The sequence below is a fragment of the Streptomyces sp. NPDC057307 genome, assembly GCF_042667665.1.
Taxonomy (GTDB): Bacteria; Actinomycetota; Actinomycetes; order Streptomycetales; family Streptomycetaceae; genus Streptomyces.
Window position 1 is genome coordinate 16956 of sequence record NZ_JBHUZM010000042.1, and the last position, 14680, is coordinate 31635.

At 71.3% G+C, this 14680-nt stretch carries 18 protein-coding genes; 10 read left to right on the top strand and 8 right to left on the bottom strand.

Annotation, left to right across the window (positions count from 1 at the left end):
* Positions 1-38: 38 nt before the first annotated feature.
* The 7 genes from ACFUN8_RS17380 (at position 39) to ACFUN8_RS17410 (ending at position 7574) form a co-directional block, all read left to right on the top strand.
* Positions 39-1508, top strand: a complete 1470-nt coding sequence (locus ACFUN8_RS17380) for a glycoside hydrolase family 3 N-terminal domain-containing protein (RefSeq protein ID WP_383637646.1) — start codon at positions 39-41, stop codon at positions 1506-1508.
* 62 nt (positions 1509-1570) lie between these two features.
* Positions 1571-2683, top strand: coding sequence for an N-acetylglucosamine-6-phosphate deacetylase (gene nagA, locus ACFUN8_RS17385; RefSeq protein WP_383637649.1), 1113 nt, complete (start codon positions 1571-1573; stop codon positions 2681-2683).
* A 378-nt stretch (positions 2684-3061) separates the two neighbouring features.
* On the top strand, positions 3062-4300 hold the full coding sequence (locus ACFUN8_RS17390; protein ID WP_354606049.1) for a MurT ligase domain-containing protein: 1239 nt from the start codon (positions 3062-3064) through the stop codon (positions 4298-4300).
* Positions 4301-4349: 49 nt separating this feature from the next.
* Positions 4350-5078: a type 1 glutamine amidotransferase gene (locus ACFUN8_RS17395; RefSeq protein ID WP_382571946.1), complete on the top strand. Its 729-nt coding sequence runs from the start codon at positions 4350-4352 to the stop codon at positions 5076-5078.
* 161 nt (positions 5079-5239) lie between these two features.
* The gene (locus ACFUN8_RS17400) at positions 5240-6265 is read left to right on the top strand and encodes a 6-phosphofructokinase (RefSeq protein WP_354606047.1); all 1026 of its coding nucleotides are present in this window, start codon (positions 5240-5242) and stop codon (positions 6263-6265) included.
* Positions 6266-6391: 126 nt separating this feature from the next.
* Positions 6392-7342, top strand: coding sequence for a cytochrome c oxidase assembly protein (locus tag ACFUN8_RS17405; RefSeq protein ID WP_383637654.1), 951 nt, complete (start codon positions 6392-6394; stop codon positions 7340-7342).
* Between the two features lie 67 nt (positions 7343-7409).
* Positions 7410-7574, top strand: a complete 165-nt coding sequence (locus ACFUN8_RS17410) for a hypothetical protein (protein WP_023543256.1) — start codon at positions 7410-7412, stop codon at positions 7572-7574.
* 46 nt (positions 7575-7620) lie between these two features.
* Here ACFUN8_RS17410 and ACFUN8_RS17415 read toward each other — a convergent pair whose 3' ends face one another.
* Positions 7621-8010 (bottom strand): winged helix-turn-helix transcriptional regulator, encoded by a 390-nt coding sequence (locus ACFUN8_RS17415; protein WP_383637657.1) that lies wholly within the window; start codon positions 8008-8010, stop codon positions 7621-7623.
* Positions 8011-8164: 154 nt separating this feature from the next.
* Between ACFUN8_RS17415 and ACFUN8_RS17420 the strand changes: the two genes are divergently transcribed.
* Positions 8165-9136 carry an NADP-dependent oxidoreductase gene (locus ACFUN8_RS17420; RefSeq protein WP_383637660.1) on the top strand — a complete coding sequence of 324 codons (972 nt, stop codon included), beginning with the start codon at positions 8165-8167 and terminating at the stop codon, positions 9134-9136.
* A gap of 40 nt (positions 9137-9176) precedes the next feature.
* On the opposite strand, the gene ACFUN8_RS17425 is transcribed toward ACFUN8_RS17420, so the two are convergent.
* The gene (locus ACFUN8_RS17425) at positions 9177-9662 is read right to left on the bottom strand and encodes a DUF2000 domain-containing protein (RefSeq protein WP_383637663.1); all 486 of its coding nucleotides are present in this window, start codon (positions 9660-9662) and stop codon (positions 9177-9179) included.
* A 73-nt stretch (positions 9663-9735) separates the two neighbouring features.
* On the opposite strand from ACFUN8_RS17425, the gene ACFUN8_RS17430 reads away from it, so the two are divergent.
* Both ACFUN8_RS17430 and rpmG read left to right on the top strand, forming a co-directional pair.
* Complete coding sequence (locus ACFUN8_RS17430) at positions 9736-10239, top strand: Lrp/AsnC family transcriptional regulator (RefSeq protein ID WP_383637665.1); 504 nt, start codon at positions 9736-9738, stop codon at positions 10237-10239.
* 43 nt (positions 10240-10282) lie between these two features.
* Positions 10283-10447, top strand: a complete 165-nt coding sequence (gene rpmG / locus ACFUN8_RS17435) for a 50S ribosomal protein L33 (protein ID WP_383637668.1) — start codon at positions 10283-10285, stop codon at positions 10445-10447.
* 88 nt (positions 10448-10535) lie between these two features.
* Here the strand turns inward: rpmG and ACFUN8_RS17440 are convergent, their stop codons facing one another.
* From ACFUN8_RS17440 to ACFUN8_RS17465, 6 genes are all read right to left on the bottom strand, one after another.
* Entirely contained in the window at positions 10536-11696 is a 1161-nt protein-coding gene (locus ACFUN8_RS17440; protein ID WP_383637671.1) for an SPFH domain-containing protein, read from the bottom strand.
* 115 nt (positions 11697-11811) lie between these two features.
* The gene (locus ACFUN8_RS17445) at positions 11812-12033 is read right to left on the bottom strand and encodes a hypothetical protein (RefSeq protein WP_382571933.1); all 222 of its coding nucleotides are present in this window, start codon (positions 12031-12033) and stop codon (positions 11812-11814) included.
* Between the two features lie 116 nt (positions 12034-12149).
* On the bottom strand, positions 12150-12608 hold the full coding sequence (locus ACFUN8_RS17450; protein WP_383637675.1) for a hypothetical protein: 459 nt from the start codon (positions 12606-12608) through the stop codon (positions 12150-12152).
* A 43-nt stretch (positions 12609-12651) separates the two neighbouring features.
* Positions 12652-13056 carry a cupredoxin domain-containing protein gene (locus ACFUN8_RS17455; RefSeq protein ID WP_383637678.1) on the bottom strand — a complete coding sequence of 135 codons (405 nt, stop codon included), beginning with the start codon at positions 13054-13056 and terminating at the stop codon, positions 12652-12654.
* Between the two features lie 38 nt (positions 13057-13094).
* Entirely contained in the window at positions 13095-13658 is a 564-nt protein-coding gene (locus ACFUN8_RS17460) for a hypothetical protein (protein ID WP_383637681.1), read from the bottom strand.
* Between the two features lie 162 nt (positions 13659-13820).
* The gene (locus ACFUN8_RS17465) at positions 13821-14390 is read right to left on the bottom strand and encodes a hypothetical protein (protein ID WP_383637684.1); all 570 of its coding nucleotides are present in this window, start codon (positions 14388-14390) and stop codon (positions 13821-13823) included.
* Between the last annotated feature and the right edge of the window lie 290 nt (positions 14391-14680).

Genomic DNA, 14680 nt, shown 5'->3' on the forward strand with positions numbered 1-14680 from the left:
ACCGCACGACGACCATTCGCAAGGTGAGGAATCGAATCATGACCGAGCTGTCCCGGCTCGCCCACGGCGTGCTGTTCCCCGCGCTCGGACGCAGGACCGTCCCCAGGTGGGCGCGCGCCCGGGTCGCCGAAGGACTCGGCGGCTTCGTCCTGTTCGGCAAGGACATCGCCTCCGCCGAACAGGTGCGGGAGCTGACCACCGCTCTGCACGGCCTCCGTGACCATGTGCTGCTCTCCGTCGACGAGGAGGGCGGCGACGTCAACCGGCTGGAGGACCACGGCGGTACGTCCGTACCGGGCAACCACGCCCTGGGCCGTCTCGACGACCCCGCGCGGACCCGTGAGTCCGCCTACCAGATCGGTCTCTCGCTGGTGGAGGCCGGTATCGACTGGGACCTGGCGCCCGCCGTCGACGCGGCCGTCAACCCCCTCTCCCCCAACGGCATCCGGACCTTTGGCGCCGACCGCGCGCTGGTCGCCAAGCACGCGGCGGCCTGGGTCGAGGGGCTCCAGGCCGCCGGGGTGAGCGCCTGCGCCAAGCACTTCCCCGGTCACGGTCTCAGCTCCACCGACGCACACCTCGGGACACCGACCGTGGACCTGTCGCGGCAGGAACTGGTGGACCACTACCTCGACCCGTTCCGCGCGGCCATCGCCGCCGGGGTCGACAGCATCATGGTCTCGCACGTCCACCTCAGCCAGTTGGACGACGTCCCCGCCACCATCAGCCCCGCCGTACTCACCGGACTGCTCCGCGACGAGCTGGGCTTCGAGGGCGTCGTCATCACCGACGCGCTGGAGATGCGCGGCATCGCCGACGTGGCGAGCCTGCCCGACGCGGCGGTCCGGGCCATCGCGGCCGGCGCGGACGCGCTGTGTCTGGGGGCGTGGGCGTTCGGGGACGACGTGGACGCGGCGGCCGCCGCGCTGGTGAGGGCCGTGGAGAACGGCACCCTGCCGCTGGAGCGGCTGCGGGAAGCGAACGCGCGTCTCGCGAAGCTCGGCACCCGGCCGCGCGCCACGGGTGTCGCGCGCGACGACACCGTCGGCGCACGGCAGGCCCAGGACGTCCTGGAGGTGCGCGGCGACGCGGCGCTCAAGGGGAACCGCGCCCTGGTCGTACGGCTCGACCCGACGCACTCGCCCGCGCAGGGCGGCGCCTCCTGGGGCGTGGAGGCGCCGCTGCGCGCGGCGGGCATCGATGTCGAGGCGCTCGCGGTGGCGGGCGACACCTACAACGCCGAGGGCATGATCAAGGCCGAAGTCGGCCTGTATCTGGACGAGTTCGGGCCGGACGCCGATGTGGTGCTGCTGGTCCGCAGCTCGCACCGGTTCCCCTGGCAGAAGCCGGTCCTGGACGAGTTGCTGGAGCGGTATCCCCGCTGTGTCGTGGTCGACATGGGCGTGCCGGGCGACGAGTTCGACGGCTTCCGGGGCTGGGTGCGTACCTTCGGCGCCTCGCGCGTGTGCGCCCAGGCGGCGGTGGGCGCGCTGCTGGGCACGCGGTGAGCGCGGGCCGTCCGGCACGGGAGTCGGCCGGCGGGGGGCGGCTGTTCCGCGGCGGGAGGTTCGTGACGCCGGACGCCGGTGTCATGGACGGGTGGCTGCTCGTGCGGGACGGCCGTATCCACTCGCTGGGAACGGGCGAGCCGCCCGGCGATCCCGACGCGGTGGTGGAGCTGGGCGGGCGGATCGTCGTGCCGGGGTTCGTGGATCCGCACTGTCACGGCGGGGCCGGCCACTCGGTCTACACAGGCGACCCCGCCGCCGTACGGGGGGCGGCGGCGGGGCATCTCGCGCGGGGGACGACCACCATGCTGGCGTCCGTCGCGACGGTCGAGCCGGCCGCGATGGAGGCGGCCGTACGCGCTGTCGCGTCGGTCGTCGACGACGGGTCGGCGCCCAACCTGGTGGGCGTCCACTTCGAGGGGCCGTTCCTGTCGCCCGCGCGGCGCGGCGCGCAGACCCGCACCGCGCTGCGCGACCCCGACCCGGACCTGCTGGAGCGGCTGCTGGAGGCGGCGGGCGGGCACGCCGTGTCGATGACCGTGGCGCCGGAACTGCCGGGCGCGCCGGAGCTGATCCGGCGGTACGCGGGCGAACTGGTGTGCTGTCTGGGCCACACCGACGCGGACGCGGAGCAGTTCGCGCGGGCCGCCGATCTCGGTGCGCGCGCGGTGACGCACCTGTTCAACGCGATGCCTCCGCTGCACCACCGGGATCCCGGCCCGGTGGCCGCCGCGCTCCTCGATCCGCGGCTGGTCTGCGAACTCGTCCTGGACGGGCACCACTTGGCCGACGACACCGTACGGCTGGCGCACCGGGTCGCGGGCCCCGACCGGCTGGTGCTGGTCAGTGACGCGATGCCGGCGGCGGGCATGGCCGACGGGGACTACGCCTTCGCGGACCGCGAGGTGACCGTCGCGGACGGGGTGGCCCGGCTGCGCGGCACCGACACGCTCGCCGGGTCGACGCTGTTCGTGGCGGAGGCGTTCCGCAGGGCCGTCCTGACGGTGGGTCTCCCCCTGGCGGACGCCGTACGGATGTCGTCGGGCACGGCCGCCCGGCTGCTCGGGCTCGGCGACCGGGGTGAACTCCGTCCGGATCTGCGGGCCGACCTGGTGGAGCTGGACGCGGCCCTGCGACCCGCCCGGGTGTGGCTCGGCGGTGTGGCGGTGGGATGAACACCTGTTGAACGTCCGGGCCCCGGTGGGATGTGAAGGACCACCGGGGGCCCGGTGACGGTCATGTGCGGGCCGCGGGCGACCGGCCTGAGTGGTCCACTCCCGTCGCCCCGACCTTGATCCACACCCGCCCGGTCGCCGGATCGGCGGGACCGGGGTGCGCAACCAGCGCGAATGCCCTGCCGGCGGACAAACATCCCCTCCGTCCGGCCGAAATCCGCCTCGCGGCGTGTCGGCGGCTCCCCGGCGCGCCCGCCCGGCGCGTTCGTTCAGGCGTACGTGTGACAACGATCAGCCCGTTCTCCGGTGCCGTGGTTCGGGCCCGTGCGCGTATCTCGATAGGCTGAGGCCGGACCGACGCGAGGAGGATCAAGGACGATGGCAGGCAACACGGACCCGCTGTCGCCGCGGGCCAAGCTGGCCGTGACGGCAGGCAAGGCCGCAGCGGCGGTGTCGCGCGCTGCGGGGCGCGGCAGCGGATCGGTGATCGGCGGCAAGGTGGCGTTGCGGCTCGACCCGGACCTGCTGGCGGCTCTCGCGCAGCATCTGGACGTCGTGCTCGTGTCGGCGACGAACGGCAAGACGACCACGACACGGCTGATCGCCGAGGCCCTGCGGGCCAGCGGCCCCGTGGTGTCGAACGCGCTGGGCGCGAACATGCCGGCCGGCATCACCTCCGCCCTCGCGGGCGGTTCGGACGCCAAGTACGGCGTGATCGAGGTGGACGAGAAGTACCTCGCCGGTGTCGCGCGCGACACCACGCCCAAGGCGATCGCCCTGCTCAACCTCTCCCGCGACCAGCTCGACCGCGCCGCCGAGACCCGCATGCTGGCCGAGCACTGGCGCGAGGGACTGGCCGGCACGAAGGCCGTCGTCATCGCCAACGCCGACGACCCGCTGATCGTGTGGGCCGCTTCGTCGTCCCCGAACGTGGTCTGGGTCGCCGCCGGACAGGAGTGGAAGGACGACGCCTGGTCGTGCCCCGCCTGCGGCGGTGTGATGCAGCGTCCGGGCGACGACTGGTTCTGCGGCCAGTGCGGTTTCCGCAGGCCCGCGCCGAGTTGGGCGCTGCACGGCGATCATGTCCTGGACCCGCACGGCTCCGCCTGGCCGATCCACCTCCAGCTGCCGGGCCGCGCGAACCGCGCGAACGCCGCCACCTCCGCCGCCGTGGCCGCCACGTTCGGTGTGCCCCCGCAGGTCGCCCTGGAGCGCATGTACCAGGTGCAGGCCGTCGCGGGCCGGTACGACGTGGTGTCCTTCCTCGGCCGTGATCTGCGGCTGCTGCTGGCGAAGAACCCGGCGGGCTGGCTGGAGACGTTCTCGCTCATCGACCCGCCGCCCACCCCCGTCATCCTCGCGGTCAACGCCCGCGGCGCCGACGGTACGGACACCTCCTGGCTGTGGGACGTGGACTACACCCGGCTGGCCGGTCACCCGATCTTCGTCATCGGCGACCGCAAGCTGGACCTGGCGGTACGGCTGGAGGTCGCGGGCCTGGACTTCCGGGTGTGCGCGAACGCCGACGAGGCCGTGCAGATGGCGCCGCCCGGACGTATCGAGGCGATCGCCAACTACACGTCGTTCCAGGACCTGCGCCGCCGCGTCGGCAACTGAGACCGGCCACAGAGACACAGAGATGCAGTCGGAGAGGGACAAGCGAGCAATGAGCGACAACAGTCTGCGGCTGGTGTGGATCTACCCGGACCTGCTGAGCACCTACGGCGACCAGGGCAACGCCCTGGTGGTGGAGCGCCGGGCCCGGCAGCGCGGTCTCGACGTCACACGGGTGGACGTGCGCAGCGACCAGGCCGTACCGACCTCCGGCGACATCTATCTCATCGGCGGCGGCGAGGACCGGCCGCAGCGGCTGGCCGCGGAGCGGCTGCGCCGGGACGGCGGTCTCAACCGGGCGGTGTCCAACGGGGCGATCGTGTTCTCGGTCTGCGCCGGCTACCAGATCCTGGGCCACGAGTTCGTCAACGACCTGGGTGAGCGCGAGGGCGGTCTCGGGCTGCTCGACGTGATCTCCACCCGTGGCGAGGGCGAGCGGTGCGTCGGAGACGTACTGGGCGACATCGACCCGCATCTGGGGCTGCCGCCGCTGACCGGATTCGAGAACCACCAGGGCATCACCCATCTCGGCCCGACCGCCCGGCCGTTCGCGCGGGTGTCCCTCGGCCGGGGCAACGGTACGGGTGACGGCACGGAGGGCGCGTACAACGACACGGTGTTCGGTACGTACATGCACGGCCCGGTCCTGGCCCGGAACCCGCTGATCGCGGACCTGCTGCTGAAGCTGGCGCTCGACGTGAACGCGCTGCCGCCGGCCGACGACCGGTGGTACGAGGCGCTGCGCGCCGAGCGCATCGCCGCCGCGACGCAGCCTGCCTGAGCCCTGGCCTCGCACCGGCCCGACATCTCCCGTTCAACCCGCGGGCGTCCAGCAGTCGGACGCCTGGTTCGGCCCCGCCACCCCGCGCCGGTAGGGTGGCGGGGATTCAGCCGGACGACGTGGTCCGGCCGTCGGCCCACGTTGCAAAGGTTCTCCGGGCAATGCGAATTGGTGTGCTCACCTCCGGTGGCGACTGCCCCGGTCTCAATGCGGTGATCCGGTCCGTGGTGCACCGCGCCGTCGTCGACCACGGTGACGAGGTCATCGGCTTCCACGACGGCTGGAAAGGCCTTCTGGAGTGCGATTACCGCAAGCTCGACCTCGACGCGGTCGGCGGCATCCTGGCGCGCGGCGGCACGATCCTCGGCTCCTCCCGTGTCCAGCCCGCGCATCTGCGCGACGGTGTGGAGCGCGCGAAGGGCCACGTGGCCGACCTCGGTCTCGACGCGGTCATCCCGATCGGCGGGGAAGGCACCCTCAAGGCGGCCAACCTCCTCTCCGAGGCGGGGCTGCCGATCGTCGGTGTGCCGAAGACCATCGACAACGACATCTCCTCCACGGATGTGACCTTCGGCTTCGACACCGCCGTCGGTGTCGCCACGGAGGCGCTGGACCGGCTGAAGACCACCGCCGAGTCCCATCAGCGCGTGCTCATCGTCGAGGTGATGGGCCGCGAGACGGGCTGGATCGCGCTGCACTCGGGCATGGCCGCCGGTGCGCACGCCATCGTCGTCCCGGAGCGGCCGTTCGACATAGGCGAGTTGGCCGAGTTGGTCGGCAAGCGGTTCTCGGCGGGCAAGCGCTTCGCGATCGTCGTGGTCGCCGAGGGCGCCAAGCCCCGTGAGGGATCGATGGAGTTCGACGTCGGCGGCAAGGACATCTACGGGCACCAGCGCTTCGCGGGGGTGGCCAGGCAGCTCTCCGTCGAGCTGGAGGAGCGCCTCGGCAAGGAGGCGCGGCCGGTGATACTGGGCCACGTCCAGCGCGGCGGGACACCGACCGCGTACGACCGGGTGCTCGCGACCCGCTTCGGCTGGCACGCGGTGGAGGCCACGCACCGCGGCGAGTTCGGCATGATGACGGCGCTGCGCGGTACGGACATCGTGATGGTGCCGCTCGCGGAGGCCGTCGAGACCCTGAAGACGGTGCCCGCGGAGCGCTACGCCGAGGCGGAGTGCGTGCTCTGAGCCCCACTCGCCTCGGTTGATACGACGAACCGCCCCCGGCCGCCGACGGCGCCGGGGGCGGCTCTACTCTGGTCCCGGGTGCGGACACATCGCACCATTCGGGATCGTCGCAGCGGGAGAGCACGTATGGATCACGGCGAGCACGGCACCATGATGGATCTGCCGCCGTTCACGCTGAACCGCGCGCTGGAGTTCTCGCCCGACGCGTTCTTCCTCGTCGGCTGTCTGGTGGCGCTCGCGCTGTACGGCTGGGGTGTCGTACGGCTGCGCGCCCGGGGCGACGGCTGGTCGCCGGGCCGCACCATCTCCTTCGTGCTCGGCGTGCTCACCATCGCGCTGATGATGTGCACCGCGCTGAACGACTACGGCATGGTCATGTTCAGCGTGCACATGGTCCAGCACATGGTGATCAGCATGGTCTCCCCGATCCTGCTGCTCCTGGGCGCGCCGGTGACGCTGGCGCTGCGCGCGCTGCCGGTCGCGGGCCGGGGCCGCAAGGGGCCGCGCGAGGTGCTGCTGGCGTTCCTGCACAGCCGGTTCATGCGGTTCGCCACACATCCCGCGTTCACGATCCCGCTGTTCATCGCGAGCCTCTACGGCCTCTACTTCACCCCGCTCTTCGACTTCCTCATGGAGTCGAAGCCGGGGCACATCGCGATGATGATGCACTTCCTCGCCACCGGGCTGATCTTCTTCTGGCCCATCATCGGCGTGGACCCGGGGCCGCACCGGCCCGGCTATCTGATGCGGATGCTGGAGCTGTTCGCCGGGATGCCGTTCCACGCGTTCTTCGGGATCGCGCTGATGATGGCGAGCGAGCCGATGGTGCGGGCGTACGACAATCCGCCGGCGTCCCTGGGCATCGACCCGCTCTCCGACCAGAACGCGGCGGGCGGTATCGCCTGGGCGTTCAGTGAGATCCCGTCCGTCCTCGTGCTGGTGGCGCTGGTGTACCAGTGGTACCGGTCGGACCAACGCCAGGCGAAGCGCTCGGACCGGGCCGCCGACCGGGACGGTGACAAGGAGCTGGCCGCGTACAACGCCTACCTCGCGTCGTTGCAGGCACGCGGACAGTAGCGCGGAACACCCCTTCCGGGTGACGATGGTCCTTACGGCCACGGTCACGGCCAGGAGGAGGACGCACATGTCCGGATCCGGATCCACGAAGACGATGGGTGTGCTCACCGTCGGTGCGCTGGTGGTCGTGACGGCCTACACGGCGGCGCTGGGGAGCAACGGCTGGCTCTGGTTCGGATGGGTGGTGCTGGGGCTGGTGACGGTCGCGATGGTCGCCTCGCGCGGCAACTGAGGCAACTGCGAAGGCGGCGCCCGGCCTCGTCGTCGGCGCTCCGCCGTCAGTCCGCCGCCGGGGTGAGCACCGGCTCCGGTGTGCGCGTCTCGTCCAGGTTGTTCTCCACCCAGGCACGCAACTGGCCCAGCGGTACGGCCACTCCGCGTCCCAGCGGCGTCAGTTCGTACTCGACGTGGAGCGGGACGGCCGGATAGACGGTGCGGTCCACGAAGCCGTGGTCGGCCAGTCGGCGCAGGGTGCTGGTGAGCACCTTGGGACTGACCCCCTGGAGCCGCCGCTGGAGCGCGCCGAAGCGCTGCGGGCCCTCTTCGAGGGCGCCGATGGCGAGAGCGGCCCACTTGTTGGCCAGCAGGCCGAGGACGTCCCGGCAGGGGCACTGCGCGGCATAGACGTCGTGCTTGTCGTGCCGGCCCGTCGTGCACGGCTCAGCCATACGATCCACTCCTCTTGGCGCCGCGGTGCGTGTTGGCCCCACCGAACCGGTCACTTCCTTTCGGATAGTAGTGTCCCTTGCGGGTTACCACTACCCAGGGAGTACTTTTTCGGTGCCGAAGATCCACCGCACTCTTCCAGGAGACTTGACCGACATGAGCAGTGAGCCGACCATGCGCGCGATCACCCAGGACTCCCTCGGCGGGCCCGAGGTGCTGCGCCTCACCGAACGCCCGCGGCCCACCCCGATTCCGACCGAGGTGCTGGTACGGGTCCACGCGGCGGGCGTGAACCCGGTCGACTGGAAGTCCCGCGAGAGCGGCGGCATGGCCGGTCTCCTCGGCGCACCGCCGTTCGTCCTGGGCTGGGACGTGTCCGGTGTCGTGGCGGAGGTCGGCTTCGGTGTGCACACGCTGAAGGTGGGCGACGAGGTGTACGGGATGCCCTGGTTCCCGCGTCCGGCCTCCGCGTACGCCGAGTATGTGACGGCGCCCTCGCGGCAGTTCGCGCTCAAGCCCCGCACGGTCGACCACCACACGGCGGCGGCCGTGCCGCTGGCAGGCCTGACCGCCTGGCAGTCGCTCGTGGACGCGGCGCGCGTGGAGGCGGGGCAGCGGGTGCTGATCCACGCGGCGGCGGGCGGTGTGGGGCACCTGGCGGTGCAGTTCGCCAAGCACCTCGGGGCCCATGTCATCGGCACGGCGAGCGCCGCGAAGCACGACTGGCTGCGCGAGCTGGGCGCTGACGAGGTCGTGGACTACACGAAGGTCCGCTTCGAGGAGGTCGTGAGCGACGTCGACGTCGTCATCGACCTGGTCGGCGAGGGGCACGACGCGACGACCACCCGCTCGCTGGAGACCCTGCGGCCGGGTGGCACGATCGTGGCGGTCCCGTCCGGTGTGGCGCCGGAGGTGCTGGCGGGCGCCCGTGAGCGGGGGCTGAACGCGACCGCCTTCCTGGTGGAGCCGGACGGCGCCGCGCTCACCCGGATCGCCGACCTGATCGACAAGGGCACCGTGCGGGTCGAGGTGGCGGACGTCCTGCCGCTGGCGGACGCGGCCGAGGCGCAGCGCCGGGTCCAGGAGGGACGCACGCGCGGGAAGATCGTGCTGAGCGTGACGTCCTGACGGAGCGTCACCTCCCTTCGTCACGCGGCCTGTCGGTCCGTCAGCGCAGCAGGGGCAGCTTGCCGACGAGCTTGCTGATCCTGTTGCGCGGGCCGACGAGGCCGACCGCGTGGTAGGTCAGGTCCTCGTGCTTCGTCCCGGCGAGCAGATCGAGGTACTCGTCGTAGATCCGGGACGTCTGGGCGGGCTCCGGCATGTCGACGACGAAGACGTCGTCCTTCGCGGTGGCCTTCTCCCGCAGGGAGTGGAGAGTGGCGGCGTCGGCGGCCAGGACGGAACAGCCCGCCCAGGGCAGCCCCGGATGCACATGGCCCGACCCGTCCCGGCCGTCGCCGCCGAGCAGGTGCGGCAGAGCCCTGCCGACGGCGGCGGCCATGCAGGCCGCCGCGTTCACCGCGCGCCCAGCGGGCAGGTCCTCGTCGATGACGACGACCCACTTGAGCGGGGCCTGGCGGGTGGAGAGGTCGGTCCGGGCGACGTCATCGTGAAGGCTGCCACTGTATGCGGTGTCGTTGTGAGCGGTCATGTCTCGGAACGGTAGGCACTCATGCGTACGATGGTGAGTTCCTGCGCACTTCGTACGGCCGAAGGGCACCATCGTGGAACTTGATGCGCTCGACTGGGCTCTGCTGCGGGAGCTGCAGCACGATGCACGGCAGACCAATCGCGACTTGGCGGCCAAGACCGGCGTCTCCCCCTCCACCTCGCTGGAGCGGGTCAAGATCCTGCGCGAGCGGGGCGTGATCGACGGATTCCACGCGGCGCTCGATCTGGAGTCGGTGGGCCGCCCCGTACAGGCGCTGATCTCCGTACGGATCAGACCGCCGTCCCGCCCGGTCATCGAGGGGTTCCGCGAGTGGGCGGCCCAACTGCCGGAGATCATCGGGCTGTTCGTGACCTCGGGCCCGCACGACTTCCTCCTGCATGTGGCCGTTCCGGACGTCGACGGGCTGTACGCCTTCGTCATCGACCGTCTCACCGAGCGCCGCGAGGTGGCGGACGTGCAGACGACGATGGTCTACGAGCATGTGCAGTCCCGGTCGATCTCCCGGCCCGCCGAGGAGGGCCGGCGGCGCGCCGCCGGCCGGCGGCGGGTGCCGTAGAGGACCATTTTGAAAATGGGAACCATTATCGTACAGTGGCGACATGGCAAGCAACGAACTCCGCCCGGTGATCAAGCTCCGCTCCACGGCGGGCACCGGCCACACCTATGTCACCCGCAAGAACCGCCGCAGCGACCCGGACCGTATGGTCCTGCGCAAGTACGACCCGGTCGCCCGTCGGCACGTCGACTTCCGCGAAGACCGCTGACGCCCGACACGCGACCGCACCACCCCATGCCTCGGGCCCCATGCGCCGGGCGGGCTCCTTCGAGCCCGCCCGGCGTACGCGCGTGCGCTCAGGTGCTCGCGTCGGCCCGCGCCGGTGCCTTTCCGTTCATCTTCGGTGCCGGGTCCTGGTTCTGATCGGCCGGTGACCGGGTCGAACCGGTGGCCCCTTGGAGCGAGTTGAGGATGGTCATGCCCTGGCCGACCAGCCCCGCCGCCACCTCGTTGACACCGTCGGTGCCGTTGAGGACGGTGAGGTTCGAGTCCGCCAGCCCCTTGGCCGCCGCGGTGGCCAGCTCCGGGAGCACCTCCACCACGCGGTTGGCCGCCAGGAGTTCCTGGTTGCCGTCCCGCAGGGAGAGGGCGCGCGCGCTGTTCGCGTCGGCCTGCGCCCGCGCGAGCGTGAGCCGGCGGTACGCCTCCGCGTCCGCCGGGCGCCTGACCTCCGCCTCCAGCCGCTGCGCCGCCAGCAGTGCCTGCCGCTCCGCCAGCGCCGTCTGCTCCTCGATGACGTCCTGCGACGCCTTCGCCTCGGCGAGCGGTCCCGCCTGGGAGGCGCGCGCCCGGACCTGCTCGGTCTCCGCCTGGAAGCCCGCGCGCTTGATCGAGGTGTCCCTCTCGTACTCGGCCTTCAGCGCCTCCGCCTGCTGTTCCCGCTCGGCGGCCTCCTGGTCGGCCCTGGCCGCGGCGATACGGGCCTGGCTCGCGACAGCCGCGGCGTGCGGCGCCGCCAGATTGTTGATGTAGCCGGTGGCGTCCTCGATCTCCTGGATCTGGAGGGCGTCCACGACGATGCCGAGCTTCTCCATCTCGCTGTGACTGCCGGCCTTCACCTCCTGGGCGACCCTGTCCCGCTCCCGGATGATCTGTTCGACGGTCAGTCCGCCGATGATGGAGCGCAGGTGACCGGCGAAGATCCGGCCCACCAGCTCCTCCATCCGGTCCTGCTCGGCCAGGAAGCGCCGGGCGGCGTTGGCGATCGACACGGCGTCGTCACCGACCTTGAAGACGGTCACCGCGCGTACGGTCAGCCGGATGCCCTGCTGGGTGACGCAGTCCTCGGCTATCTCCGCCTCCCGCAGCGCCAGGGACAGCATGCGGGCCTTCTGCTTGATGGGAAGAACGAAACTGCCGTGACCGGTGACGATCCGGAACTGGGTGTCCTGGACCTGCCGTTTGGAACCGGAGATGAGCATCGCCTCGTTCGGTGCTGGAACATGCCAGAACAACATGAGGGAACTCCTGTCCTGCTACCCACTCACGCCGTGTGGTCGCGCGATCAGGTTCGCGTTACACGTGTATTCGGGATCCGGTGGGCCCCGAGGCTTGCACCCCGGGCGTCCGACGTCAGTCGGGAAGGGGCTCCACCATCACCGAGCGGGCCGAGACACGGTCGGTGACCAGCACCTGGACGTTCGTGCCGATCGGCCGGTCGGACCAGGCCGCGTAGGCTTCGGAACCGCCGCGTACGGCCACCAGTACTTCCCCCGGACCGTCCGGCGGGATCGGGACGGTGATGCGTCCCACCGCCCCCACCGGGCTCTGCGCGGAGTCATCTGTGACGGACATGAATCGTTGCCCTCACCTCCAGCGCTCAGCACGCCCCCGGTCATTTCAGGCTACTCCGGAGGCGTGCCGACGGCCGGTCGAAGGATCGTCGACGAACCGGTCGTGGGTTCGACCGGTCAGTGGGAGCGCCGGTGCCGGGGGCGGAACAGCAGCAGGTACACCGTGGCGACGACGGCGACCGCCTGGGCCACGACGGTGGCCCGCTTCTCCCAGAACCAGTCCGGCTCGTACATGTTCGGGAATGGTCCCCACGCGCCGACGTCGACGTAGCGGTAGATGAGCAGGAGCGCGAGTCCGCCGGCCGCCACCGACCAGGCGAAGAGATCGCCCGGGATCCGGCGCCAGACGAGGACGAGCAGCGCGGCCAGCGCCGCGAAGCCCGCCTCGATCCGGAAGAGGTCGCCCTGGCTGATGTCCGCCGAGATGGCGTCGTACTGCGGGGCGAGATCGGCGTGGTAGTACGCGTCGAGGGCCAGGCCCGCCGCGGCGAGCAACCGGGCCAGGCCCCTGAGGTAGTGGCCGACGCGGCCCCGGTGCGCCGGCCCGGCGGGCGAGGCGGTGGGCTGAGCTGACATGGGGGTCTCCATTCGCGCCGCGGACGGAGCCGCCGGCCGGGGCTCACTTGACGGTGAGCGTGCCCTTCATGAACGGGTGGATCGTGCAGTCGTACGGGAAGGCGCCCGGCTTCGACGGCGCGGTGAAGCCGGCGCTCCTGCCCGGCGCGATGTCGCCGGTGTCGAAGGAGGCGCCCTTGGTCGCCGTCAGGGTGTGCGTGGTCGTGTCGTTGTTGACCACGGTGACCTTCGCCCCGGGTGCGACGGTCAGGGCGGCGGGCCGGAAGGTGAAGTTGTCGATGGTCACCTGTGTTCCGGCGCCCGCCGAGGGGCTGGCGGCCGACTTCGTCGCGCTGTCGCCGCCGCCGCCTCCGCTGTCCGAACACCCGGTGAGGGTGGTCAGAGCGAGGGTACAGACGGCGGCGGCCACGGCGGACCGGGCCCGGCCACGGAGGAACGAGAGCGGCATGGCGTCTCCGAGCGTTCGTGGGCCGGAAGGGCCGATGATCAGTAACCGCCGCCGTTGTTGTTCTGCGGCTTGGTGGTGACCTTCTTGCCGGCGGGGTTGACGATGTACCACTTGGCACCGAAGGCGTTGACGTTCTGCCCGTTGATGTCGCCGGCCTTCTGGTCGTCGGCGAAGCGGTACAGCGGGTGCCCGTTGTACGTCACCTGCTCGGAACCGTCGTCGCGCTTGCTCGTCTTGAGCAGATCGGCCTTGAGGCCCTTGCCCGCGGCGGGCGTCGACTTGACGGTGTAGGGCGGCCAGGCCGCGGCGCACGCGCCGTTGCACATCGACTTGTTCTTGGTGTCCTTGTCGAACTGGTACAGCGTCCGGCCCTTGTCGTCGACCAGCATCTTGCCGAAGGAACCGTTCTTGACGTCGACCGTGGGCGCGGACGACGAGGACGCCGCCGGGACCACGTCGACCTCATGGTTGTTGGGCCGGCTCCCGGTGTCCGTACCACTGGCGCTGCCATGGTCGCCACCGCCGTCCGAACACCCGGCGGCCGCGGTGGCCATCAGCAGGGCGGAGGCCAGCGCGGTGACTGTCCTGGTGTGCCGTCTCATCAGGGACTCCTCGATCGTCGGCCGCCCATGCGGGCAGCACGCGGCCCGCCCGATCGGGGCCGCCAGCCCCAGTGCACAGCAGGGCTGACGGACCGGCCACCTGGGCGGGGCCGTCCGGAGTGCGGCCCGGACGGGACCGAGGAGTACGAGTACCGGAGTCGGTCAGGCTTCCTCGAAGTAGGCGTCAAGCACCGCGTCGAGTTCGGCCGTCCACTCCTTGAGGCTGCTCCGGGACGGCGCGTCGACGTCCGACTGGTAGTGGCGACGGCCGGTCGTGTGCAGGGTGACGGTGAACCGGCGGCCGAATCTGGGGGTCTCGACCTCCACGGCGCCGATCTCGTCCCAGCCGAACTCCGCCTCCGCCTCGTCCAGCTGGAAGCGCACCCCGGTGCGGTCGGCGGTCATCGAGGCGCGGCGGTCGCTGATGTCGAAGACGGGACCGTCCTCGTCGGCGTCGTCGTCGGAGGCGTCCTTCTTGAAGGAGACCGCCCCGGCCGACTCGTCGCCGGCCTTCCCGTCGGTCGACGCGGACGCGTCGACGGCGGGTTCCTCAGGTGCCTCCGCCTCTTCGGTCACCTCGTCCACGGCCGCTTCGTCGGCGGCCTCCCGAGGGACGTCCTTGGCGGCGTCGTCAGCCTCCTCTACGAGGCGGGGTGCCATGAGCCCAGGGATGTATCCGGGATCGGTCCCCGCGGCGGGTACGGGCTGGATTATCGGATCGATGCGCTCCACGGCTGGCAGTATGGCCGATAAACCTGTGCGAGGAACACTCGGTCCACGCGGGACTGCCGGAATACGCGAAATGAGACGAACGGCACGCCCCTTGACGGCCGGCACCCCCTTGCCGCTCCGCCGGGCGGGCCCGCCCGGGCACCCGCTCCGGTACCGCCGCCCCGTGGCCGCCGGCCTCATGCGGAACCCCAGGACCGCGCCGTACGCCCGGACTTGACGCCCCGTCGGTCGAACCGACCGGCGCGAAGCTCCGTAGTGGGAGCGCCCGGCGGCGATGTCCTCGTACGACG